This window comes from Micromonospora sp. NPDC005197 (assembly GCF_040608295.1).
Taxonomy (GTDB): domain Bacteria; phylum Actinomycetota; class Actinomycetes; order Mycobacteriales; family Micromonosporaceae; genus Micromonospora.
On record NZ_JBEXHY010000096.1, the window covers coordinates 1 to 20,478 of the forward strand.

General features: G+C 74.3%; 21 protein-coding genes. 10 read left to right on the top strand and 11 right to left on the bottom strand.

The window, feature by feature from the left end; genetic code table 11:
• The 7 genes from ABZU46_RS24200 to ABZU46_RS24230 form a co-directional block, all read right to left on the bottom strand.
• Nucleotides 1–497: DUF6297 family protein (locus ABZU46_RS24200; RefSeq protein WP_354861293.1), on the bottom strand; the 497-nt coding region annotated here is incomplete at its 3' end.
• The gene (locus ABZU46_RS24205; RefSeq protein ID WP_354861295.1) at nt 494–1,117 is read right to left on the bottom strand and encodes an ABC transporter ATP-binding protein; all 624 of its coding nucleotides are present in this window, start codon (nt 1,115–1,117) and stop codon (nt 494–496) included. The genes ABZU46_RS24200 and ABZU46_RS24205, both read right to left, overlap by 4 nt.
• A 72-nt stretch (nt 1,118–1,189) precedes the next feature.
• Entirely contained in the window at nt 1,190–3,568 is a 2,379-nt protein-coding gene (locus ABZU46_RS24210) for a tetratricopeptide repeat protein (protein WP_354861296.1), read from the bottom strand.
• Complete coding sequence (locus tag ABZU46_RS24215) at nt 3,565–5,334, bottom strand: hypothetical protein (protein WP_354861298.1); 1,770 nt, start codon at nt 5,332–5,334, stop codon at nt 3,565–3,567. The genes ABZU46_RS24210 and ABZU46_RS24215 overlap by 4 nt, the downstream gene beginning before the upstream one ends.
• Complete coding sequence (locus ABZU46_RS24220) at nt 5,331–6,608, bottom strand: extracellular solute-binding protein (RefSeq protein WP_354861300.1); 1,278 nt, start codon at nt 6,606–6,608, stop codon at nt 5,331–5,333. The genes ABZU46_RS24215 and ABZU46_RS24220 overlap by 4 nt, the downstream gene beginning before the upstream one ends.
• Complete coding sequence (locus ABZU46_RS24225; RefSeq protein ID WP_354861302.1) at nt 6,605–7,237, bottom strand: ATP-binding cassette domain-containing protein; 633 nt, start codon at nt 7,235–7,237, stop codon at nt 6,605–6,607. Before ABZU46_RS24225 ends, ABZU46_RS24220 begins: the two co-directional genes overlap by 4 nt.
• A gap of 89 nt (nt 7,238–7,326) precedes the next feature.
• A complete protein-coding gene (locus tag ABZU46_RS24230; protein ID WP_354861304.1) occupies nt 7,327–8,319 on the bottom strand; it encodes a WYL domain-containing protein in 993 nt (330 codons plus the stop codon).
• 44 nt (nt 8,320–8,363) lie between these two features.
• On the opposite strand from ABZU46_RS24230, the gene ABZU46_RS24235 reads away from it, so the two are divergent.
• Genes ABZU46_RS24235 through ABZU46_RS24255 form a run of 5 tightly spaced genes read left to right on the top strand, consistent with a single transcriptional unit; the run spans nt 8,364 to nt 12,263 of the window.
• On the top strand, nt 8,364–8,843 hold the full coding sequence (locus tag ABZU46_RS24235) for a hypothetical protein (RefSeq protein WP_354861306.1): 480 nt from the start codon (nt 8,364–8,366) through the stop codon (nt 8,841–8,843).
• Nucleotides 8,843–9,304, top strand: a complete 462-nt coding sequence (locus tag ABZU46_RS24240) for a hypothetical protein (protein WP_354861309.1) — start codon at nt 8,843–8,845, stop codon at nt 9,302–9,304. Before ABZU46_RS24235 ends, ABZU46_RS24240 begins: the two co-directional genes overlap by 1 nt.
• Nucleotides 9,305–9,314: 10 nt before the next feature.
• Entirely contained in the window at nt 9,315–9,854 is a 540-nt protein-coding gene (locus ABZU46_RS24245) for a PH domain-containing protein (RefSeq protein WP_354861310.1), read from the top strand.
• Between the two features lie 59 nt (nt 9,855–9,913).
• A complete protein-coding gene (locus tag ABZU46_RS24250) occupies nt 9,914–11,404 on the top strand; it encodes an NAD(P)/FAD-dependent oxidoreductase (protein WP_354861312.1) in 1,491 nt (496 codons plus the stop codon).
• On the top strand, nt 11,391–12,263 hold the full coding sequence (locus ABZU46_RS24255; protein ID WP_354861315.1) for an SDR family oxidoreductase: 873 nt from the start codon (nt 11,391–11,393) through the stop codon (nt 12,261–12,263). The genes ABZU46_RS24250 and ABZU46_RS24255 overlap by 14 nt, the downstream gene beginning before the upstream one ends.
• Here ABZU46_RS24255 and ABZU46_RS24260 read toward each other — a convergent pair whose 3' ends face one another.
• The 3 genes from ABZU46_RS24260 to ABZU46_RS24270 all read right to left on the bottom strand — a co-directional run bounded on the left by ABZU46_RS24260 (nt 12,264) and on the right by ABZU46_RS24270 (nt 15,482).
• On the bottom strand, nt 12,264–13,742 hold the full coding sequence (locus ABZU46_RS24260; RefSeq protein WP_354861317.1) for a cryptochrome/photolyase family protein: 1,479 nt from the start codon (nt 13,740–13,742) through the stop codon (nt 12,264–12,266).
• A gap of 75 nt (nt 13,743–13,817) precedes the next feature.
• Nucleotides 13,818–14,993, bottom strand: a complete 1,176-nt coding sequence (locus ABZU46_RS24265) for a low temperature requirement protein A (RefSeq protein ID WP_354861318.1) — start codon at nt 14,991–14,993, stop codon at nt 13,818–13,820.
• A 69-nt stretch (nt 14,994–15,062) separates the two neighbouring features.
• Nucleotides 15,063–15,482 carry a hypothetical protein gene (locus ABZU46_RS24270; RefSeq protein WP_354861320.1) on the bottom strand — a complete coding sequence of 140 codons (420 nt, stop codon included), beginning with the start codon at nt 15,480–15,482 and terminating at the stop codon, nt 15,063–15,065.
• A gap of 188 nt (nt 15,483–15,670) precedes the next feature.
• Between ABZU46_RS24270 and ABZU46_RS24275 the strand changes: the two genes are divergently transcribed.
• Nucleotides 15,671–16,756 carry an S-(hydroxymethyl)mycothiol dehydrogenase gene (locus ABZU46_RS24275; protein WP_354861321.1) on the top strand — a complete coding sequence of 362 codons (1,086 nt, stop codon included), beginning with the start codon at nt 15,671–15,673 and terminating at the stop codon, nt 16,754–16,756.
• Nucleotides 16,756–17,385 (top strand): MBL fold metallo-hydrolase, encoded by a 630-nt coding sequence (locus ABZU46_RS24280; RefSeq protein ID WP_354861324.1) that lies wholly within the window; start codon nt 16,756–16,758, stop codon nt 17,383–17,385. Before ABZU46_RS24275 ends, ABZU46_RS24280 begins: the two co-directional genes overlap by 1 nt.
• 72 nt (nt 17,386–17,457) lie before the next feature.
• Here the strand turns inward: ABZU46_RS24280 and tsaA are convergent, their stop codons facing one another.
• Nucleotides 17,458–17,886: a tRNA (N6-threonylcarbamoyladenosine(37)-N6)-methyltransferase TrmO gene (gene tsaA / locus ABZU46_RS24285; RefSeq protein ID WP_354861326.1), complete on the bottom strand. Its 429-nt coding sequence runs from the start codon at nt 17,884–17,886 to the stop codon at nt 17,458–17,460.
• 52 nt (nt 17,887–17,938) lie between these two features.
• Between tsaA and ABZU46_RS24290 the strand changes: the two genes are divergently transcribed.
• The 3 genes from ABZU46_RS24290 (at nt 17,939) to ABZU46_RS24300 (ending at nt 20,433) form a co-directional block, all read left to right on the top strand.
• Complete coding sequence (locus ABZU46_RS24290; RefSeq protein WP_354861327.1) at nt 17,939–18,400, top strand: VOC family protein; 462 nt, start codon at nt 17,939–17,941, stop codon at nt 18,398–18,400.
• Nucleotides 18,384–19,493: a DUF3626 domain-containing protein gene (locus tag ABZU46_RS24295; protein ID WP_354861329.1), complete on the top strand. Its 1,110-nt coding sequence runs from the start codon at nt 18,384–18,386 to the stop codon at nt 19,491–19,493. The genes ABZU46_RS24290 and ABZU46_RS24295 overlap by 17 nt, the downstream gene beginning before the upstream one ends.
• A 229-nt stretch (nt 19,494–19,722) precedes the next feature.
• Nucleotides 19,723–20,433, top strand: a complete 711-nt coding sequence (locus ABZU46_RS24300) for a hypothetical protein (RefSeq protein ID WP_354861330.1) — start codon at nt 19,723–19,725, stop codon at nt 20,431–20,433.
• Nucleotides 20,434–20,478: the final 45 nt, after the last annotated feature.

Below are 20,478 nucleotides of genomic sequence, written 5' to 3' on the forward strand. Positions count from 1 at the left end.
CCGGCCGCCGCGGCCCAGCCCACGGCGCCCAGCTGGGTGACGCCGCCCAGCACGGCCACGGCGACCGCGAGCAGCGCCGTGCCGGCCGCCGCGCCCGCCAGCAGGACGCCGAGGCGCGGCGCCAGCCAGGCCCGCCGGTCGACCGGGGCGCTGGTCACCCAGCTCTGGGTGGCCGGGGTCACCAGCAGCGGGCCGAGCGCGCGCAGACCCCGCCAGGCGAGCCCCGCGCCGGCCAGCAGCGCGGCGACCGCCAGCCACCAGCGCACCCCCTCGTCGGCGCGGCCGACGGTGGGGGAGACCAGCACGTCGCGGCTGGCGCTGACCGCGAACCAGCCGTACATGCCCACGAAGAGCACGATGACGTACGCGTCGCCCAGCACGTCGCCGAGGGAATGCTCGTGGTGGCGGCGGCGGGCCCGGCGCAGGTGCGTACGCACCTGCCGGGCGGTGGGCAGTCCGGCGGGTGTCTCGGCGATCGTGGCCGGCGGGGCGCTCACCGACCGATCTCGATCCGCTCGTCGACCACCGCGTCGATCAGCTCCGGGTCGTGCGAGGCCAGCAGCACGGCGGTGCCGGCGTCCCGTTCCCGGCGCAGCCGATCGGCCAGCCACTGCCGGCCGCGTACGTCCAACCGCTGCTCGGGCTCGTCCAGGATCAGCACCCGTCGTGGGCGCACGAAGCACGACGCCAGCGCCAGCCGGCGGCGCTGCCCACTGGACAGGGTCACCGGCAGCTGGTCGCGTGCCGGCTCCAGGCCCAGCTCGGCGAGCACCTCCTCGACCGACTCGGCGTCGCCCCCGTGGGCGTACGCGACCAGCTCCAGGTGCTCGACCACCGACAGGTCGGGGAAGAAGTCGATGTCGTCCAGGGCGGCCGCGACCAGCGCCCGCACCTGCGGATCGGTCTCGTCGGCCCGGCGGCCCTGCACCAGCACCTCACCGGCGTCCGGACGGTCGGCGCCGACCACGCACCGCAGCAGGGTTGTCTTGCCGCTGCCGTTGGGGCCCAGCAGCACCGCGATCCGACCCGCCGCCAGCGTGAAGCTCACGTCGTCGAGCACGACCAGGTTGCCGAAGTTGCGGCTGAGTCCCCGCACCGAGAGAGCGTCCACGGTCACACACTCTCCCAGACCCGTGCCACCGGCCAACGCGAGCGATGGACATCACGCCGGCCCGGCGGGCCACGCGGTTCAGAGGCCGGCCGGCGGCGCGTCGGCGTCCTGCTCCAGGCGGTCGTCCGCGGCGGCCAGGGCCCGGTCGTCGGCGACCTCCTCGGCCACCGTCGCCGCGTCCGCCCAGAGCCGCCGCGCCTCGGCCCCGTCGCCCAGCGCGGCGGCGGCGTCGCCCAGGTACAGCAGGGTGCGGCCCAGCCCCGCCGTGGGCCGGGCCTCCGCCCGCAGCCGCCGGCTCTCGGCCAGCAGCTCGTACGCCGCCCGCGCCTGCCCCGGCGTGCTGGTCAGCAGCGTCGCGCCGGCGTTGAGCAGCGCCGCGGCGCGGCTGGTCGGGTCGTTGACCGACTCGTACTCGCGCAGGGCGGCCCGCCACGCCTGCGCCGCGTCCAGGTGCTCGCCGAGGGTCGCGTGCACCAGCACCAGGTTGGTCAGCGCCGCGGCGTAGCCGCGCGCGTCACCCACCGACCGGAACGTGTTCGCCGCCCGCACCAGGTGGTGGTGCGCGCTGTCCAGCTCACCCCGGGCCAGTTGCGCCGCGCCCAGGCCCAGGTCGGTGAGGGCATGCCCGGCGCGGTCCGCCGACGAGCGGTGCCGGCGGGACAGCTCCAGGTGCTCCACCGCGTCGTCGAGCTGCCCGAGATCGAGCAGGGCCAGGCCGAGGTTCATCCGTGCCTGGGCGGTGCCCCGCCGGCCGCGCTCGGCCACCGCGAGGGTGAGCGCCGCCGCCGCGCCCTGCGGGTCGTGCCGGCGTCGGCGCAGCACACCCAGCTCGTTGTGCGCCCACCCGGCGATCTCCGGCCGGTCGTCGGCGGTCGGGGTGGCCAGGACCGTGCGGCAGACCTGCTCCCACTCGTCGAGCCGCTCGACGTGCGCGAGCCACCCGCACAGCGCCACGGCCAACCGGAACCACCACCGGCGGACCCGACGGGGCAGCGTCTCGGCCGCTCCGGCCGGCACCCGGACCACCGCCAGCAGCAGCTCCTGGTGCAGGTCGAACCAGCCGTACGGGTCGTCGTCGAGCGGCAGCGACCACTCCCGGTCCGGCGGGGAGCCGAGCACGGCCAGGTTGGCCGCGTGTCTCTCGGCCCGGCGGGCCAGGTGCCGGGTGAGCCGGGCCTGCGCGGCGACCCGGGAGCGGGCCGGCTCGGCGTCGCGCAGGTGCAGCCGGGCGTTCGCGGCGAGCAGCGGGCGGACCTCGTACCGGTCGCCGCTGGCGCCGACCACGAACGCGGCGGCGGCCAACTCATCGAGAAGCGCGCTCACCCGCTCGGGATGGCGGCGGGCCAGCGCGGCGATGGTCGGCCGGTCCACCGGGGCGGGGGTCAGCGACATCAGCCGGTACAGCCGACGCGCCTCGCGGGTCAGCGCCCGGTACGCGGTGTCCCGTTCGGTGACGAGCTGGGCCGCCGGCGAGACGGCGACGCGCTGGTGCGGCGGGGTGCGCACCGCACGCCGCAGCGCGTCCAGCACGTCGGAGTGCCGCCAGCCGTGCTGGGCGGTGCGGTAACCGAGCGCCCGCACGGTGCGGGGCTGCCGCCCGCACAGGTCGACGATCTCGCGTACCGCCGGGTCGGTGCGCGGGTCGGCGCGGCGGATCCGGGCGGCGGGCGCGGCCCCACCGGCCGCCGCGAACAGCTCGACCGCCTCGTCCGGACCGGGCTCGGCGATCCAGTGCTCCACCACGCCGCCCAGGCCGCTGAGCGCGGGGCCGCCGGCCAGCAGCAGCCGGCAGGTGCGGGCGGTCGGCGGCAGCAACGCGCGGACCTGCTCGGGACGGTCGACGTTGTCCAGCACCAGCAGGATCTTGCGACCGTCGAGCTTGCGGCGCAGCGCGGCGGCGGCGGCCGCGAGGGCGTCCGGGCGGCCCGACGTCGGTGGCGCGGTGCCCAGGACGCCCGCCAGCGCGGTGAGCACCTGCCGCGCGGAGCGGGGACGACCACCGCGGCGCAGGTCGAAATGGTACTGCCCGTCCGGGAAGTCCTCCCGGCACAGGTTCGCCGCCTGGACGGCGCAGGCGGACGTGCCCACCGCCCGCCGGCCCAGCACCGCCACCGCGTGCTCGCGGGCGAGCAGGTCGAGCACCGCCCGGACGTGCTCCTCGCGGCCGGCGAACCCGGCCGTGTACGGCAGGGTGGGCACGTCGGTCAGCGGTGTGGTGACGACGTCGGTGGGCTCCGGGCCGGTCTCCCGCACGGCACGTCGTCGGCGCAGCTCGAACACCACGAAACCGACGCCGCCGATGACCGCCACCACGATGCTGGCCGGGCCGAGCACACTTGCCGCGAACTCGGACAGCAGGTTGCTGGCCAGGTTGCCGAACACGCCGCTGAGCAGCGTGCCGATCGTCACGAGCACCGGCCAGCGCGGCGTCCGGCCGGGACCGGTGGGGCCGGTCACCGGACGCCCCCGGAGACCAGCCCGGCGACGAGCTGCCGTCGGGCGAGCACCATCAGCACCACCGGAAGCACCGAGGCGAGCACCGACCCGGCGGCCAGGACGCCACTGTTGGACACGAAACCGCGGCTCTGCCCGGCCAGGAACAGCCCGAGCGGGGTGGCCTCCGGCCCGCTGAACAGCAGGCCCACGGCCAGGTCGTTCCAGACCTGGACGAACTCCAGCACCGAGACGGCGATCACGGCCGGCAGGTTGTGCCGGGCCAGCCGGTGCAGGGTGCCCCACCAGCGCCGACCGCCCAGCCGGGCGCCCCGCACCTGCTCGGCCGGCAGGTCGGCGAACGCGTTGCGCAGCACCAGCACCGCGAACGGCACCCCCAGCGCCACGTGCACCAGGGCCAGCCCGCGGGCGGTGCCGGAGGAGAGCACCACGCCGAGCACCTCGTTGACCGGCCCGGCGATCACCTGCACCGGGACGACTGTGGCGGCCATCAGCAGCAGCCCGGTCGCCTGCGCGGCCGGCCCGGTCAGCCACGCCAGCGGGTACGCGGCCAGCAGCGCGACGACCAGCACCGAAGCGGTGACAACGGTCGCCAACAGCAGCGTGAAGCCCAGCGCCCGCCACAGCTCGCCGCCACCGAGCAGCGCCGCGTAGGAGCCCGTCCCGGGCGGAGCCGACCACCAGCCGCGTGCGGCGGCGTCCACCTGCCCGTGCGCGGAGGTCGCCACGAGCACCACGAGCGGGATCAGCCAGGCCACCGCGCCGCCCGCGGCGAGCAGCCGGAACAGTCGTCGCGGCGGTGTCGTCGTCGGGGCGGGCCCGGGTGTCGCCTCGACGCGGGGTGGCGGCCACGCCTGGCGGACGAAGAACGCCGCCACCAGCATCCCGGCGACCACCGCCACCAGCCAGACGACGCCGAGCGCGGCGCCCTGCCCGGTGGTGGTGCCGCCCGAGGTCTGCCAGACCCGCAACGCGAGCACCGCCGCGTCGTCGCGGACCGACCCGGGCGTCATGACGAGGATCAGGTCGAAGGTCCGGCTGGTGCCGAGCGCCACCAGCGCGAAGACCACCGCGACGGTGCGCAGCAGCAGCGGTCGCCACTGCGCGTCCCACAGGACGTGCCGTCGGCCGCCGCCATAGGCGCGGACCGCGTCGGCGAGGCTCGGCGGCAGCCGGTCCAGTGCGGCCCGGAAGACCAGCACGGCCAGACCCACCCACGCCCAGACGAACGCCGACATCAGCGCCACCGTGACCAGGCCCGGCCCGAGCAGTTGCGGCGCGTTGTCGTCCGACCGGCCGGTCAGCCGTGCCGCGAGCAGGGTGGCCAGGCCCCGGGTCGGGTCGGGGTCGTACATGAGGCGGAAGGTCACCCCGGTGACGACCAGCGGCAACGCCACCGGCACCAGCAGGATCAGACGGACCAGCCCGCCCTCCTGGGAACGGCGGGACGCCACGGCGAACAGGTAGCCCAGCGCCGTCACCACCGCCGGCACCAGCACCGCCCACAGCACCGTCCGGCCGACCACCGCGCCGGTGCCGGGCGCGGCGAGCGCCGCGCGGAAGTGCTCCGCGCCGACCCAGCGACCGTCGGTGGTGACGCTGGCGTGCAGCGTGCGCAGCACCGGCCACAGCACCAGCGCGCCGAGCAGCAACGCGGCCGGCAGCAGCAGCGCGGAGGTCGCCCCGGCCGCCGGGTAGGCCCGGCCGCGTCGGGGCGGGCCCACGTCGTCCAGCACCGCCAGCTCGCCGAGCACCTTGACCTGGCTCATCGGCCGCCGCCCGCGTCGCGCGCCGCCGCCGCGAGCTGCCCGGTGGCCCGGCGAACCGCCTCACCGGCGGAGACACCGTCGGTGACGTCGGCGAAGAAGTCCTGCATGATCCGCCAGATGCCCACCCCGTCGGAGCCGGTGAACGCCCCGGGCAGTTGGTCGGAGAGGTCGAAGTGCAGGGTGTCGGGGCCGCGCATCTCGCGGGCCAGCTGGCGACGGACCGGGTCGGCGTAGTCGGTGAGCGCGATGGTGGTGTTCGGCGACAGGTAGCCGCCGGCACGCAGCCAGGGCTGGAACGAGTCGGCCCGGGTCAGCCACTCGACCAGCTCCACCCCGCCCCGGGCGTCGGCGAACACCACCGCCACGTCCCCGCCCACGATCAGCGCGCCGCCGCCCGTACCGGCGCTCGGGAACCGGAAGGTGACCGGCTCCTCCGGGCCGCGCCGGAACCGGCCGACCACCTCGGCGGTGAAGTCGGCCTCGAAGACCATCACCGCCCGTCGGGAGCGCACCACCTGGATCACCGACTCCTCGTACTGGGTGAGCAGGGCGCGTCGGCCGCCGCCGGGGAAGGCGCCGTCGATGCTCCACAGCTCGGCGAGCCGGTCCAGGGTGTCGCGCACCGGCCGGCCCTGCCAGTCGGCGTCCGGCCCGGCGAGGGCGTCGTAGGCGGTCGGCGCGAGGTCGGCCAGCACGTTCTCGAACCAGTCGGTGAGCACCCAGCCGTCCGCCGCGCCGATCGCCAGCGGCGCCGGGCCGGCGCCGCGCCGGGCGAGCGCGCCGAGGCGGCGGGTCAGCGAGACCAGCTCGTCCCAGCTGGTCGGCTGCTCGGGCAGCATCGAGGGCAGGTGCCAGACCAGTGACTTGTGCGCGGCCTTCACCCAGACGCCGTAGCGCTGCCCGCCGGCCATCAGCAGGTCGCTGAGCCCGATGGGCACCGCGTACTCGGTCGAGGGGCGCACCGGGCGCAGCCAACCCCGCTCCGCGTACTCCGTCACCAGGCCGGGGCGCGACAGGATCGCCACGTCCGGCGAGGTGCCCGCGAGGTGTCGGGCGCGCAGGAACGCGTCGATGTCGTTGCCGGCGCTGACCACGCGCACCGGGTGGGGATAGGTGGCCACGACCTCCCGGAAGCGGTCCAGCTCGCTGCCGCTCCACACCACCGCCACCTGCACCGAGCGGCCGCCGCTGGTACACCCGGCCGCGGTCGCCGCCGCGCCGGCCGCGGCGGCGCGCAGCAGCGTACGCCGGGTGACCCGGCCGGCCGGCGTCACCGCAGCGCCTCGTCGGGCTCGGTGACCAGATCGTGGTGGCGGGGGATCTCGGCGAGCGTGGCCGGGTCGGCGGTGCAGACGAGCACGGCCACCCCCGGCGCGTCCGGGGGCGCCAGTCGGGGCAGCAGGTCGGCGAGGCGACTGCCGCCGGACGGGTCGACGGGCAGGTCGACCACGAGCACCTCGGGCAGGCAGACCGCCGCCCGGGCCAGCGCCACCCGGAAGCGCTGGGCGTCGGAGAGCAGGTGCGGCAGCAGATCCAGCGTCGGCGCCAGCTCCAGCCGGTCCACCACGGTCGCCGTCCAGTCGTCGGCCACCTCGTGCACCCGCTCGCGTTTGCGCTGGCCGTACTCGATGTTGCGGCGCACGGTGAGCTGCGGCAGCAGCGCGCCGCCGGCGGGCACGTACCCGATCTGCCGGCGCGGCGGCGCGAGCGCCGTGACGTCCCGGTCACCGACCATGATCCGCCCGGTGACCGGGGCGGCGAGCCCGGCCAGCACCCGGGCCACGGCCGTGCCGACCCGCGGTGGCGCGACCAGGGCGACCGTCGCGCCGGACGGGACGTCGAGCGTCACCGGCCCGGTGCCGGGGACGGCGACCAGTGCGCGTAGTCGTAGCGTGGCCCTCACCTCCGGTGACCGCTGGTGCCCGTCCCAGGGTGGCACACCCTGCCGACAGTCGATGTCCCGCCGATCTTCCACTGTGGAAGGGGCGGCGGCTACCGGGTCGGCGGGCCGGAGGGGGCGTAGAGGGCGGCCAGCCCGGCGGCGGTGGCGGCCAGGCGGTCGCGGAGCGCGACCGGGGTGAGCACCTCCACGTCGGCGCCGAGGCGCAGCAGGTCACCGTGGGCGTGGGTGAGCGACTCGATCGGCAGGACGGCGGTCACCCAGCCGTGCGCGTCGGGTGGCCCTGCGCTGGCGTCCACCGCGGACACCACCGGGTCGCTGCCGATCTCCCGCAGCCGTTCCCGGCCGGCGGGCGACAGCCGTACGGTGGCCTCGTCGCGGTGCAGCCGGGCACGGAACCGCAGCACGTGCTCCCGCCACCAGGCCGGCAGGTCGAAGTCGGCCGGTCGGTCGAACTCCTGCGCCAACGGGGTCAGCGCGAGGATCTGGTTGACCCGGTAGGTCGCCGGCTCGGCGCGGCCCGGTCGCGTGGCCACCACGTACCACCGGCCGCCCTTGAGCACCAGGCCGTACGGCTCCAGCACCCGGGTGACCTCGCCGCGCCAGCCGCGGTAGCGGACCTCGACGCGCTGCTGCCGCCAGACGGCCTCGGCCGTGCGGGCCAGCTCGGGGGAGGCGTCGCCGTCGGCGTACCAACCGGGTGTGTCCAGGTGGAAGCGTTGCCGCAGCTGGGTGGCCCGGTCGCGCAGGGGTGCCGGCAGGGCGGCGTGCAGCTTGAGTTGCAGGGCGGCCACCACGTCGCCGTAGCCGAGCTCGTCGGCGGGGCCGGGCAGCCCGGCCAGGAACAGCCGGTCGGCCTCCTCGCCGGTCAGGCCGGTCAGCCGGGTCCGCCAGCCGTCGACCAGCTGGTAGCCGCCGGCGTGCCCGGCCTCGCCGTAGAGCGGGATGCCGGCGGCGTGCAGCGACTCCACATCCCGGTAGATGGTGCGCGGGGAGACCGACAGCCGCTCGGCGAGCTGCGCGGCGGTCAGCCGACCGTGCGACTGGAGCAGCAGCAGGACGGAGAGAAGTCGACTGGCCCGCACTTCACTGACACTAGCTGTCAGGGGAGCCGTCCTACCGTCCCGGCATGGCTTTTCGCGACAAGGATCTACGAACGCTGGCGCCGGTCCTGGTGGACGGTCGGCAGCTCAAGCGCTACCACATCGACCAGCCGGAGCGGCCGATCGAGCCGGAGGTGTGCAAGGCGGCGTACGACCTGCTGCCCGCGCTGCTGGCCGACGTCCCGTCCGACGGCACACCGGCTGCCGGCTGGGTGGTGCTGCACCGGGGCGCGGACACCGGCGCCTACCTGCTGGCGTACACCTGGGTGTGGGACAACGTGGTGGAGGCCCGCATCGCCGTGGCCGGCCAGCCCGCGCTGGACTGCCCGGACGACGACCCGACCCACTTCGTCGACCTGCGCCGGCCCGGGGTGGGCTGCGTGTGGGAGCTGGCGGTGCTGGAGCACGAGCGGGCCGCCTGGGTCCGGCACATGCTGGTGCCGGAGGCTCCCGACCTGACCGGCTATCTGGATGACACGCGAGCGGAAGGGCCGGTGGGCCGCTGATGGGCGACTTCGACTTCTACGTGGGCACCTGGAACGTGGTCAACCGAAGGCTGCGCGAGCGGCTGACCGGCTGCGACGAGTGGGACGAGTTTCCCGGGGTGTCGGTCGCCCACAGCTTCTTCGGCGGCGGCGGCAACTTCGACGAGATCACCTTTCCGACCAAGGGTTTCTCCGGCGCCACGATCAGGATCTTCGACCCGGCGAGCGAGCAGTGGTCGATCTACTGGATGAACAGCGGTCGCGGGGAGCTGGAGCAGCCGCCGATGGTGGGGCGTTTCGTCGACGGGGTGGGCCGCTTCTACGCCGACGACCAGGACGAGGGTCGGCCGGTCCGGTGCCGGTTCATCTGGTCGGGGATCACCGCGACCACGGCCCGCTGGGAGCAGGCGTTCTCGGTCGACGGCGAACGCACCTGGGAGACGAACTGGATCATGGAATCCACGCGAGCGTCCACGGACTAGCCTGCGGGCCATGCGCAGATGGCGGCGGGTGGATCCGTGGGGCGCCCGGCAGGTGGTCACCGGATTCATGGTGCTGGTCGGGTCGACGATGACGGTGTTCGTGGTGGTCACCGTCGGACGCGGGTTGGCCGAGGGCAGGGTCGACGCAAACGCTGCCCTCGGTCTGACTGGCGCGTTGCTGTTCCTCGGACTGTGGCTGACCTTCGTTCTCCGGCTGCACCTGGCCGGGATCTACGTCAACGACCGGGGCGTACGGCTGCGGCACGTGTTCCGCACGCGGACGGTGCGGTGGTCGGAGGTGACCGGCTTCGAGGCGCGTCCCGCGCTGCTTTTCGGCGGGCCCACCGGGCGCGACGCCTGCTGGGTGCTGACGACCGACGGGGCGTTCGAGTCGGCGGTGCAGCGGCGTTCCAGGACGGCGAGCCTGCGCAAGAACAACGGCCCGGTGCTCTCCGCCGACGACTTCGCGCGGATGCTCGCCCGGCTCGACGCCGAGCGGGCCGCCCACCGCTACGGTCAGCGCGGCGGCTCGGCGTCGGTCTCGCGTTAGGTGCCAGGTGTCCGGGACGGTGTTAGTGTCCGTCCACCGCCCCGGACGGGAGGAACGCGATGCCCTCCGACCACGTCGACGTGCTCATCATCGGCGCCGGCCTGTCCGGCATCGGCGCCGCCTGCCATCTGCGCCGCGACTGCCCCGACAAGACGTACGCGGTGCTGGAGGCACGCGACGCGGTCGGTGGCACCTGGGACCTGTTCCGCTACCCCGGCATCCGGTCCGACTCGGACATGTTCACCCTCGGCTACTCGTTCCGGCCGTGGACCGACGCCACGGCCATCGCCGACGGCGCGGCCATCCGGGAGTACGTGCGGGAGACCGCCCGGGAGTACGACGTGCAGCGCCACATCCGCTTCTCCCACCGGGTGACGCGCGCCGAGTGGGACAGCGGCACCGCCCGCTGGACGGTGCACGCCCAGCGCACCGACACCGCCGAGACCGTGGTCCTGACCTGCTCGTTCCTGTTCGCCTGCACCGGCTACTACCGCTACGACGAGGGCTACACGCCCACCCTGCCCGGCGTGGACGCGTACGCCGGGCGGCTGGTGCACCCGCAGCACTGGCCCGACGACCTCGACCACACCGGCCAGCGGGTGGTGGTGATCGGCAGCGGCGCGACCGCCGTGACCCTGGTGCCGGCCCTGGCGCAGCGGGCCGCGCACGTGACGATGCTGCAACGCTCACCCACGTACGTCATCGCCCTGCCCTCGCGCGACCGGCTGGCCGGCGCGTTGCGGCGCTGGCTGCCGGCGAACGCCGCGTATTCCGTGGTGCGGTGGAAGAACGTGCTGCTGTCCACGGTCAACTTCCAGCTCAGCCGACGCGCGCCCGGCCTGGTCAAGCGGCTGCTCCGGCGCGGCGCGAAGCGCCAGCTGCCGGTCGGGTACGACGTCGAGCGGCACTTCTCGCCCCGCTACGACCCGTGGGACCAGCGGCTCTGCGTGGTGCCCGACGGTGACCTGTTCACCGCCGTGCAGCAGGGGCGGGCGTCCGTGGTGACCGACACGATCGACACGTTCACCGCGCACGGTGTCCGGCTGGCCTCGGGCGACGAGCTGACCGCCGACATCGTGGTGACCGCGACCGGGCTCAACCTGCTCGCCCTCGGTGGCCTGACGCTGCGCGTGGACGGCGTCGACGTCGACCTGCCGAAGACCGTCGCCTACAAGGGCATGATGCTCTCCGGCGTGCCGAACTTCGCGCTGACCATCGGCTACACCAACGCGTCGTGGACCCTCAAGGCCGACCTGGTCGCCGGCTACGTCTGCCGGTTGCTGCGCCACCTGGACCGCACCGGCCAGCAGGTCGTCACCCCGCTCCCACCGCCCGACGCGCAGCGGGTGCCGCTCATCGACCTGCGCTCGGGCTACGTGCTGCGCAGCGTCGACGCGCTGCCCAAACAGGGCGCGCGGGCACCCTGGCGGCTGCACCAGAACTACGCCCGCGACGTGCTGCTGATGCGGCACGGCCGGCTCACCGACGAGGGTGTGCGCTTCTCCCGCGGCACCCGCCAGGGAAGGAGCACCGATCGTGCGGAGGTTTGAGTTCGCCGGCGCGACGGCCGTCGTGACCGGCGCGGCCAGTGGCATCGGCGCCGCGTTGGCGCACGGCCTGGCCGCTCGGGGCAGTGACCTGGTGCTGCTGGACCGCGACGCCGAGCGGCTGGACGCCGTCGTCGCCGCCATCCACGCCGCGCACCCGGACCGGCAGGTGCACACGTTCCGGGTGGACCTCGCCGACGCGGTGGCCACCGCCCGGGTCGCGGTCGAGATCGGCCAGCGGCACCCGCGCGTCCGGCTGCTGGTGAACAACGCCGGCGTCGGCCTCGGCGGCCGGTTCGACCAGGTGACGTTCGACGAGTTCAGCTGGGTGATCGACATCAACTTCCGGGCCGTGGCGCAGCTGACCCACGCGCTGCTGCCCGCCCTCAAGGCCGAGCCGGGCGCGCACCTGGTCAACATCTCCAGCCTGTTCGGGTTGATCGCGCCGGCCGGGCAGACCGCGTACGCGGCGAGCAAGTTCGCCGTCCGCGGCCTCACCGAGGCGCTGCGCCACGAACTCGTCGACGACGGCATCGGTGTGACCTCGGTGCATCCCGGCGGGATCCGCACCCGGATCACCGAGAACGCCCGGGTCGGCAGCGGCGTGTCGATCGAGGAGTACACCGCCGGCCGGGCCCAGTTCGAGAAGCTGCTCACCATCGCGCCGGAGCGGGCCGCCGAGGTGATCCTGCGAGGCGTCGAGCGGCGCCGGGGCCGGGTGCTGATCGGCTGGTCGGCGAAGCTGCCCGACCTGCTGGCCCGGATCATGCCGGCCTCGTACAACCGGCTGCTGGTCGTCGGCCTCAACCGGGGCGTCGCCCGCCCGGTGCCGGCCGCGCCGCCGGTCGCGGACCTCACCTGATCACGGAGGGCTGCTGCCCCGCTTCTCCTCCTGCGCCAGCACCGCATCGCGGTGCTCCGGCTCGTCGCGGCGGGCCAGTTCCGCGGCGAGCCGCGGGTCGGCCACCAGCCGGTCCCGGTTGCGGTGCAGGAAGCTCTCGAAACCCCCGGTGTACGGGCAGGCCAGCTCGCCGAGCGCCCGCTCCGGGGTGTAACGGCAGCCGGCGCAGTAGTCGCTGATCTCGTCGATGTCGGTGCCGTCCACCGCGTACGGGCGGGTGTCCACCCTGGCCAGGTCGGCGTACTGGCTCATGCCGATGACCGTCGCGTTCATCACCCAGTCGGTGCCGTCGACGAAGCAGTGCCGGAACCAGTCCGCCACCTCGGTGGGACGCCAGCCGCGCTGCAACGCGTAGTTGCCGAGCACCAGAAGCCGGGGGCTGTGGTGCGTCCACGCCCGGTCCCGGACGGCGGCGAGCACGTCGGCCAGACAGCGCGCCTCCACCGCGTCGGCGTCCAGCTCGGCGAACCACTGCGGCATCGGCTCGGTCGCGGCCAGCCAGTTCGCGCCCCGAAACCGTGGCTCGTAGTACCAGTACAACTGCCAGAGGAACTCCCGCCAACCGAGCAGCCCGCGGATGAACGGCTCCACCGCCGTGCGCGGCGCGGCACCGGACCGCCACGCCTGCTCGGCGGCGCGGACGGCCGGCTCGGGGTGCAGCAACCCCAGGTTGAACGACGACGAGAGCGCCGAGTGCGCGAACAGCGGGTCGTCGGCGCTCATCACGTCGGCGTAGCGGCCGAACCCGGGCAGCCGGTACGTCAGGAAGTGCGCCAGCCGGGCCTGCGCCTCGGCGTGCGTGGCGGGGTGCTGCCGGGGGCCGTCGCGGCCGACGAACCGCACCCCGTCGGCCGCCCACCGGTCCAGATCGTGGCGGACCTGCGCGTCGATGTCGTCCTCGACGATCGGCGGTGGAGGCGGCGGCGTCGCCGGCACGGTCGGGGCCTCCCCCCGGGGCCGACGCGGCGCCGGGGCGCCACCGGACCCGCCGGTTCCCCGGGCCGGGCCGCTCAGCACCTCGTGCCAGCGACGGGCCTGCCGGTAGAAGTCGGCCATCCGCAGCGGGCCCCGGCGGGTGCGGTCCGCCCACGCCACGAAGTCGGCCTGGCTGGTGATGAAGCCGCGCGGCGGCAGCACGGTCAACCCGGGCACCGAGCGGGCGAACTCCAGCGCGGCCCGCGAGTGCGGATGGCACACCTCCACCGGCTCGGTGACCTGGGCCAGGGCCTCGCGGAACGTGCCGGTACGCAGCAGCAGCGCCCGGTCGCCCAACTCGGCGGCCCGGTGGCGCACGGCGGAGAGGATCAGGTGTGCCTTCTGCCGGTGCATCGGCCGACGACGAAACAGCTCCCGGACCTCCACCAGCAGGACCGGTTGATCGGGGTCGTCGAGGAAATGTGGCCCGAGTTGGTCGGCCAGCAACCATCGGCGGTGAAGCATGCCGCAATTCTGCCCACTTCCGGGCCGTCCCGCGCGCCGGCAGGCCGGGTGGTCGATGCCTGATCCAGATCGGGATCAGGCCGTGCGCGTCGCGGCCGGCCCGGCGTCGCGTCCGCGCAGCAGCACCGTCAGGGTCACGAGGGCGACCAGCAACACCGCGAGCACCTGCACCGGGGCCGGACCCAGGGGCGCGAGCAGCGCCAACAGGGCGACGACCGGATAGGCGACGACCACAGCGCCGTGCTGCTGGCGGCGAACGAGCAGCACCCAGACGGTCAGCAGGTAGACGGCTATCGGCACCGCCACCGCGTACGCGGCGGTCGTGCCGGAGATGTGCGCGAGGTGCCGCTCGTGGTCCACCGCCACGGGCAGGCCGGCCCCGACCGCGGCGATCGCCCCGAAGATCAGATAGTGGCCGTAACCCCAGATGAGCGAGTACGGCAACCGGTCCGGCGCCTCGACCGGACGGTCGAAGTAGAGCCACCAGAGCGCGAACACGATGAGCGCGCCGGCCGCCGCGAGCGCCCAGAGACCGTGGTCGCCCGCGTCGAGCCCGGTCTGGATCGCCACCGAGATCGCCAGCACCGCCTCGCCGAGCACGATCAGCGTGAACAGTCCGTACCGCTCGCCGATGTGCCCGGGGTGCCACGGCGTCATCCCGGGACGCTCGGCCACCGCCGGCACCAGCAGATCAGCGAGCGCCAGCAGCACGAACGCCGCGATGCCCCAGCCGTCGGGCAGCGCCAGCCGCAGCAGCCAGCCGAGCTGCACCACTGTCACGCCGATCGCGTAGCGGCGTGCCGCCGCGCGGTGCGCCGGATCGCCGGCGGCCGCCCGGATCCACTGCGTGACGGCGGCCAGCCGCATCACCACGTACCCGTAGGTGATGACGGTGAAGTCGCCGTCGGCGAACGCCCGCGGCACCCCGGCCGCCAGGATCAACGCCCCGGTGATCTGCACCAGCGTGGTGATCCGGTAGACGTCGTCGTCGGTGTCGTACGCCGAGGCGAACCAGGTGAAGTTCATCCACGACCACCAGATCGCGAAGAACACCATCAGGTAGCTGGTCAGCGCGTGGGCGAGGTGGTCCTCGGCGACGTCGTGGTGCAGGCTGGTCGCCGCCTGCGCCACGGCCACCACGAAACACAGGTCGAAGAAGAGCTCCAGCGGGGTGGCAGCACGGTGCGGCTCGTCGCGGCGGCGGGGCCTCATCGGCCGGTAGAAGGGCCGCACCGAACGACTGTGATTCACCGCAGCTCCTCAGACCGACCGCCGGGTCGCCCACACGATAACGGGCCGCGGCGACGCGATTCGCCCAGGTCAGCCGCGCCGACGGCCGTGGGTCAACCCCTCCAGCACCAGGGTCAGGCCGGCACCGACCAACCAGACGTCCTTGGCCAGCCCGACGCCCTGCTGGGTCGGCCGTATGCTGCCCGGCTCACGCATCCCGGGCGTCTTCAGGTACAGCTGCACGAGGCCCGCGCCGAACGCGGTCAGGCCGAGCCCCACCAGGGGCGCCGGGACGAACGGCGTGAGCAGCGCGGCTCCCAGGGCGATCTCGGAGTACGACAGCAGCTTGGCGAACCGCGGCGGCTCCATCTGACCGAGCTGCGGCATGGCCGCCACCGCCATCCCGTGCATGGCCTGCGCGGCCTCGCCTTCCAGGTTCCGCTTGCCCAGACCCGAGTTGAGAATGTACGCGCCGATGCTGGCCCGCAGCGGCAGGTGCGCGATTTTCATTGTCGCTCCCGGTGGTCGTGGTCCGAATTGTGACCCGCGTACCCCGCGTGACCCCTGATAACCCGCCCGCCCGTCCGACTGGGCCGACCGTGGTGATCGCGGTAGGTTCGGCAGGGGCCCACCGGCGAGCCCGGTTCATCCGCCTGCCCGGCGTCCGGCCCCGCCGCAGACCACCAGCAGGAGGCGAAGTGAGCCAGGAAGTCCGGGGAGTCATCTCCCGCAGCAAGGGCGCACCGGTCGAGGTCACCACCATCGTGGTGCCCGACCCCGGCCCCGGTGAGGCGATCGTCCGGATCCAGTCCTGCGGGGTCTGCCACACCGATCTGCACTACCGCGAGGGTGGCATCAACGACGACTACCCGTTCCTGCTCGGGCACGAGGCGGCGGGAGTCGTCGAGCAGGTGGGGGAGGGCGTCACCGACGTCGCCCCGGGCGATTTCGTGGTGCTCAACTGGCGGGCGGTCTGTGGCGTCTGCCGGGCCTGCCGCCGGGGTCGGCCCTGGTACTGCTTCAACACCCACAACGCCGCGCAGCGGATGACGCTCACCGACGGCACCGAACTCACCCCGGCGCTGGGCATCGGCGCGTTCGCCGAGAAGACGCTGGTGCACGCCGGTCAGTGCACGAAGGTGGACCCGGCCGCGCGGCCGGCCGCGGTGGGCCTGCTCGGCTGCGGCGTGATGGCCGGGCTCGGCGCGGCGATGAACACCGGCAACGTGACCCGCGGCGACTCGGTAGCGGTGATCGGCTGCGGCGGCGTCGGGGACGCGGCCGTCGCCGGCGCGGCCCTCGCCGGCGCCACCACGATCATCGCGGTGGACACCGACAGCCGCAAGCTCGACTGGGCCCGACAGTTCGGCGCGACGCACACCGTCAACGCCTCCGAGACCGACCCGGTCGAGGCCATCCGTGCCGCCACCGGCGGTTTCGGGGCCGACGTGGTGATCGACGCGGTGGGGCGACCGGAGACCTGGAAGCACGCCTTCTACGCCCGGGACCTGGCCGGCACGGTCGTGCTGGTCGGCGTTCCGACCCCGCAGATGCGGATCGAGCTGCCGCTGCTGGACGTCTTCGGGCGCGGCGGCGCCCTCAAGTCCAGCTGGTACGGCGACTGCCTGCCCAGCCGGGACTTCCCGATGCTCACCGAGCTGTACCTGCAGGGCCGTCTCGACCTGGACGCCTTCGTCACCGAGGAGATCGCTCTGGACCAGGTCGAGAACGCGTTCGACCGAATGCACCACGGCGACGTGCTCCGCTCGGTTGTGGTGTTCTGATGGCCGTCCGGGTCGACCACGCGGTCACCTCCGGCACGTTCTCGCTCGACGGGCAGACGTTCGAGGTGGACAACAACGTCTGGGTGATCGGCGACGACGACGAGTGCGTCATCCTCGACGCGCCACACGACGTGGCCGCGATCCTCGCGCTGGTGGGCGGTCGCCGGGTCCGGGCGATCCTGGCCACCCACGGGCACGACGACCACGTACGGGTGGCGCCCGAACTGGCCGAGGCCACCGGCGCTCCGGTACTGCTGCACGCCGCCGACCGGGTGCTCTGGGACCTGGTCCACCCCCACCTGCCGCCGCACGGTGAGCTGCGGGACGGGCAGAGCATCGAGGTGGCCGGCACCGCGCTGTGGGTGCTGCACACCCCCGGGCACAGTCCCGGCGCGTGCAGCTTCTACGCCCCGGACCTGGGGGCGGTGTTCACCGGCGACACCCTGTTCCAGGGAGGGCCGGGCGCGACCGGGCGCTCGTACAGCGACTTCGGCACCATCGTCGAGTCGATCCGCACCCGGCTGCTGACCCTGCCCGCGGCGACGGTCGTGCACACCGGGCACGGCGACGACACCACCATCGGCGCGGAGGCCCCGCACCTGCCCGAGTGGCTGGCGCGCGGGCACTGACGGCGGCCGGCCGCTGCCCTGCGCTGCGGCCGGGCTGCGTGTCGCGGCCGGGCTGGCGCCCGGCGCGGCGGCTCAGCGCTCGTCGGCGGGGCCGAGCACCGGCTTGACGTCCAGGACGGGGGTGCCGTCGAGGGCCTCCAGGTCGGCCACCTCGACGCGCAGCCCGTCTACCGCCAGCACCCGCACCCGGTGCAGGCCGATCGGGTTGGGTCGGTGCGGGGAGCGGGTGCTGAACACGCCGGTGTGCGGGCGGGTCTCGTCGCCGCGCGGGTGCACGGCCAGCACGTCGCGTCGGGCGCGGTCCAACCAGGTCAGCACCAGCAGCTCCGCGCCGGCCGACAGGTCGGTCAGGGCCCGCTCGACCTGCCGGTCGAAGATCAGCCACGCCGTTGGCGCGCCCTCATCGCCCTGCCGGGGCGCGCTCGCCGCGTCGGTCAGCGGCGAGGCCACCCGACCGACCGGACGCAACAGGTACGTGTCGTCGCCATACGTCTCGACCATCGTCGCTCCCTTCCGGACGGTGTCAGCCTAGGGCGTTGTTAGGATCCGCCGCATGACCGCCGAGCAGCACCGCGCACCCGTCGTCCGTCAGCTGCGCCTCGTGGTGGAGGCGGCCGACCACGAGGCCGCGGTGGCGTTCTACCGGGACGCCCTCGGCCTGCCCGAGGAGGCGGCGTTCACCGGTGACGGCGACGCCCGGGTGGTGATCCTGGACGCCGGTCGGGCCACCCTGGAGATCGCCAATCCGGCGCAGAAACGCATGATCGACGACGTCGAGGTGGGCCGGCAGGTCGCGCCGCGCATCCGGGTGGCCTTCGAGGTGGACGACACGCGGGCGACCACGGCCCGGCTGGTCGCCGCCGGGGCGAGCGAGATCGCGCCACCGACGCGTACGCCCTGGCAGTCGCTGAACTCCCGCCTGGACGCCCCGGCGGACCTGCAGATCACCGTCTTCGAGGAGCTGGGCGCACCGCAGGAGCGCGCCGTGGACCCCGGACATGACGGCGACGTCTGAGCGACGGCTCCGCGCCGCACTCACCCCGGCACAGGCGGCTGCCCTCGCGTACGTGCGGTCGTCGGCGGTGGTCGATCGTCCGGCGGCGCTCGCCGCGATCGAACGGCACCTCGCCGCCGCCGACCTCGGCTACCGGCCGCAACGGCTGCTCGCCGCGGCAGCCCAGCGTGGCCGGCTCACCGTCAACTTCCACCCCGACCGCCGGTGCGCCGACGGGCGTGACGTCGCGTCCGCGCTGGCCGAGGACGGGGTGTACCGCAGTCAGTTCGTCACCGGCATCTCCAACGGCGGGCTCACCGCGTACCCCGGTGGCGACCGCGACCGGTGGGAGCACCGGATGTTCGGCGGCGCGTACCAGGCGCCCGGGGTGGCGCCGGCGGACCGACCCACGTACGGCGGGATGAACCTGCTCGACCACGCGGACGGCGCCTGTCCCCGCTTCGGCTCCTGTCACCTGCGGCTGCGTCCGGCGGTGCTGGGCCGGGCGACCTTCTGCCTCGGCGACAGCCACCTCGGTCCGGGCGTGGTGGGCACGGCCGACGCCTTCGAGGCGGTGCTCGCCGGGCTGCTGGCCGGCGTGGCCGGCACGGGCGCGTGCCTCGGGCGGGCCGGGATGGACGTCGCCACCCTGGCCCGGACGCTGCTGGAGGCGCCGAGCACGCAGGCCACGGTCGGGCGCGCGCTCGACGACTACGTGGAGGCCCAGATCCACGGCCCTCTCGACCTCGCGCACGACGTCGAGGAACTGGTGGTGGACCCGTCCTTCGCCGGCACCCCGACCGGGGCGACGCTGGAATCGATCGCCCGGCGGTACGGTTTCCCGCTGCGGTGGCACCCCGGCTTCGCGCTGGCCGTCGACGAGGTCGACGCCGAGTTCCGGGGCCCCGCGATCCCGGTGCTGGCGGCACGCCTGCACCGGGAGTTCGCCCGTCCGGGCGCACCGGTGGACGCGGAGCTGATCGGTCGGGGCGCCGTCTCGGTGGTCACCGAACCCCAGCGGTGGGCGGACCGGGGCCCGGTCGCCGACACCCTGCAGCACCTCAAGCAGCTCTGGCACGTTCTCGTCCGGTTCGGCACGGCCCACCCCGGCTGACCCGGTCCGGGCGGGTCGCGTCGATCGTCCCGTTTCGCCGCCCGGCGTGCCCGCCATCCGATTGTCGGAGTGACCGGGACCGCAGGCCGTCGCAGCTCGGGCATTTCCGGAATGACCGACACGTCAACCCGGTTGTGTCCCCCGTACCGCCGGAGCCCAAACCTTTCCGCGGTCATCTCCTCCAGGAGCGTTCACCCCGGAGCGCTCCGCACGATCGAAAGGAACCATCGTGAAGGTCGACTTCACTCGATGGCTCCCCGCCATCGCTAAGGACTCGTACCGCAAGACCGCGCTGAGCGTGGTGGGTGTGGCTGCCCTCGGTGGTCTGGCGCTCGCGCCGACCGCGGCCGCCGCCCCGGTCACCTCCGGGCCGCACCAGGGCGCTGTCGCCGCCATCGACCTCGCCACCGGCAAGGCCGCCACCGCGGCCCACCAGGATCAGCCAGTCGAGTCCGGGCTGACCACCGGCTCCGCCACCGGCAAGCCGCCGGCCGGCAAGCCGAGCCGCGACGAGTTGATCCCGCACGGCATCGAGGGCGCCCAGTCGCGCATCCCGCTCGACGACGCGCAGCTCGACAACGCCCGGGCGATCGTGGACGCCGCCAAGAAGACCGGCGTCGGCGACCGTGGCGCGGTGATCGGCGTCGCCACCTCGTTGCAGGAGTCGAAGCTCTACAACCTCGGCCACCTCGGCGCGTACAACGACCACGACTCGCAGGGCCTGTTCCAGCAGCGTCCGACGTCCGGTTGGGGCACGCCCGAGCAGATCACCGATCCGGAGTACGCCGCCACGGCATTCTTCAGCGCGCTGAAGAACGTGGGCGGCTGGCAGGACCTGCCGCTGACCGCCGCCGCGCAGACCGTGCAGGTCTCCGCCTTCCCGTACGCGTACGCGCAGTGGGAGGAGCAGGCGGCGGACGTCGTCCAGCAGCTCTGGTGACACGACAGGCACGCACACGCCGGCCGGCTCCCCACTCGGGAGCCG

Excerpts from the sequence above, each read along its gene's own strand:
- ABZU46_RS24215 (WP_354861298.1), bottom strand. The coding sequence starts at position 5,334 with ATGAGCCAGGTCAAGGTGCTCGGCGAGCTGGCGGTGCTGGACGACGTG.
- ABZU46_RS24235 (WP_354861306.1), top strand. The coding sequence starts at position 8,364 with ATGGCTTTTCGCGACAAGGATCTACGAACGCTGGCGCCGGTCCTGGTG.
- ABZU46_RS24240 (WP_354861309.1), top strand. The coding sequence starts at position 8,843 with ATGGGCGACTTCGACTTCTACGTGGGCACCTGGAACGTGGTCAACCGA.
- ABZU46_RS24245 (WP_354861310.1), top strand. The coding sequence starts at position 9,315 with ATGCGCAGATGGCGGCGGGTGGATCCGTGGGGCGCCCGGCAGGTGGTC.
- ABZU46_RS24250 (WP_354861312.1), top strand. The coding sequence starts at position 9,914 with ATGCCCTCCGACCACGTCGACGTGCTCATCATCGGCGCCGGCCTGTCC.
- ABZU46_RS24260 (WP_354861317.1), bottom strand. The coding sequence starts at position 13,742 with ATGCTTCACCGCCGATGGTTGCTGGCCGACCAACTCGGGCCACATTTC.
- ABZU46_RS24270 (WP_354861320.1), bottom strand. The coding sequence starts at position 15,482 with ATGAAAATCGCGCACCTGCCGCTGCGGGCCAGCATCGGCGCGTACATT.
- ABZU46_RS24280 (WP_354861324.1), top strand. The coding sequence starts at position 16,756 with ATGGCCGTCCGGGTCGACCACGCGGTCACCTCCGGCACGTTCTCGCTC.
- tsaA (WP_354861326.1), bottom strand. The coding sequence starts at position 17,886 with ATGGTCGAGACGTATGGCGACGACACGTACCTGTTGCGTCCGGTCGGT.
- ABZU46_RS24290 (WP_354861327.1), top strand. The coding sequence starts at position 17,939 with ATGACCGCCGAGCAGCACCGCGCACCCGTCGTCCGTCAGCTGCGCCTC.
- ABZU46_RS24295 (WP_354861329.1), top strand. The coding sequence starts at position 18,384 with ATGACGGCGACGTCTGAGCGACGGCTCCGCGCCGCACTCACCCCGGCA.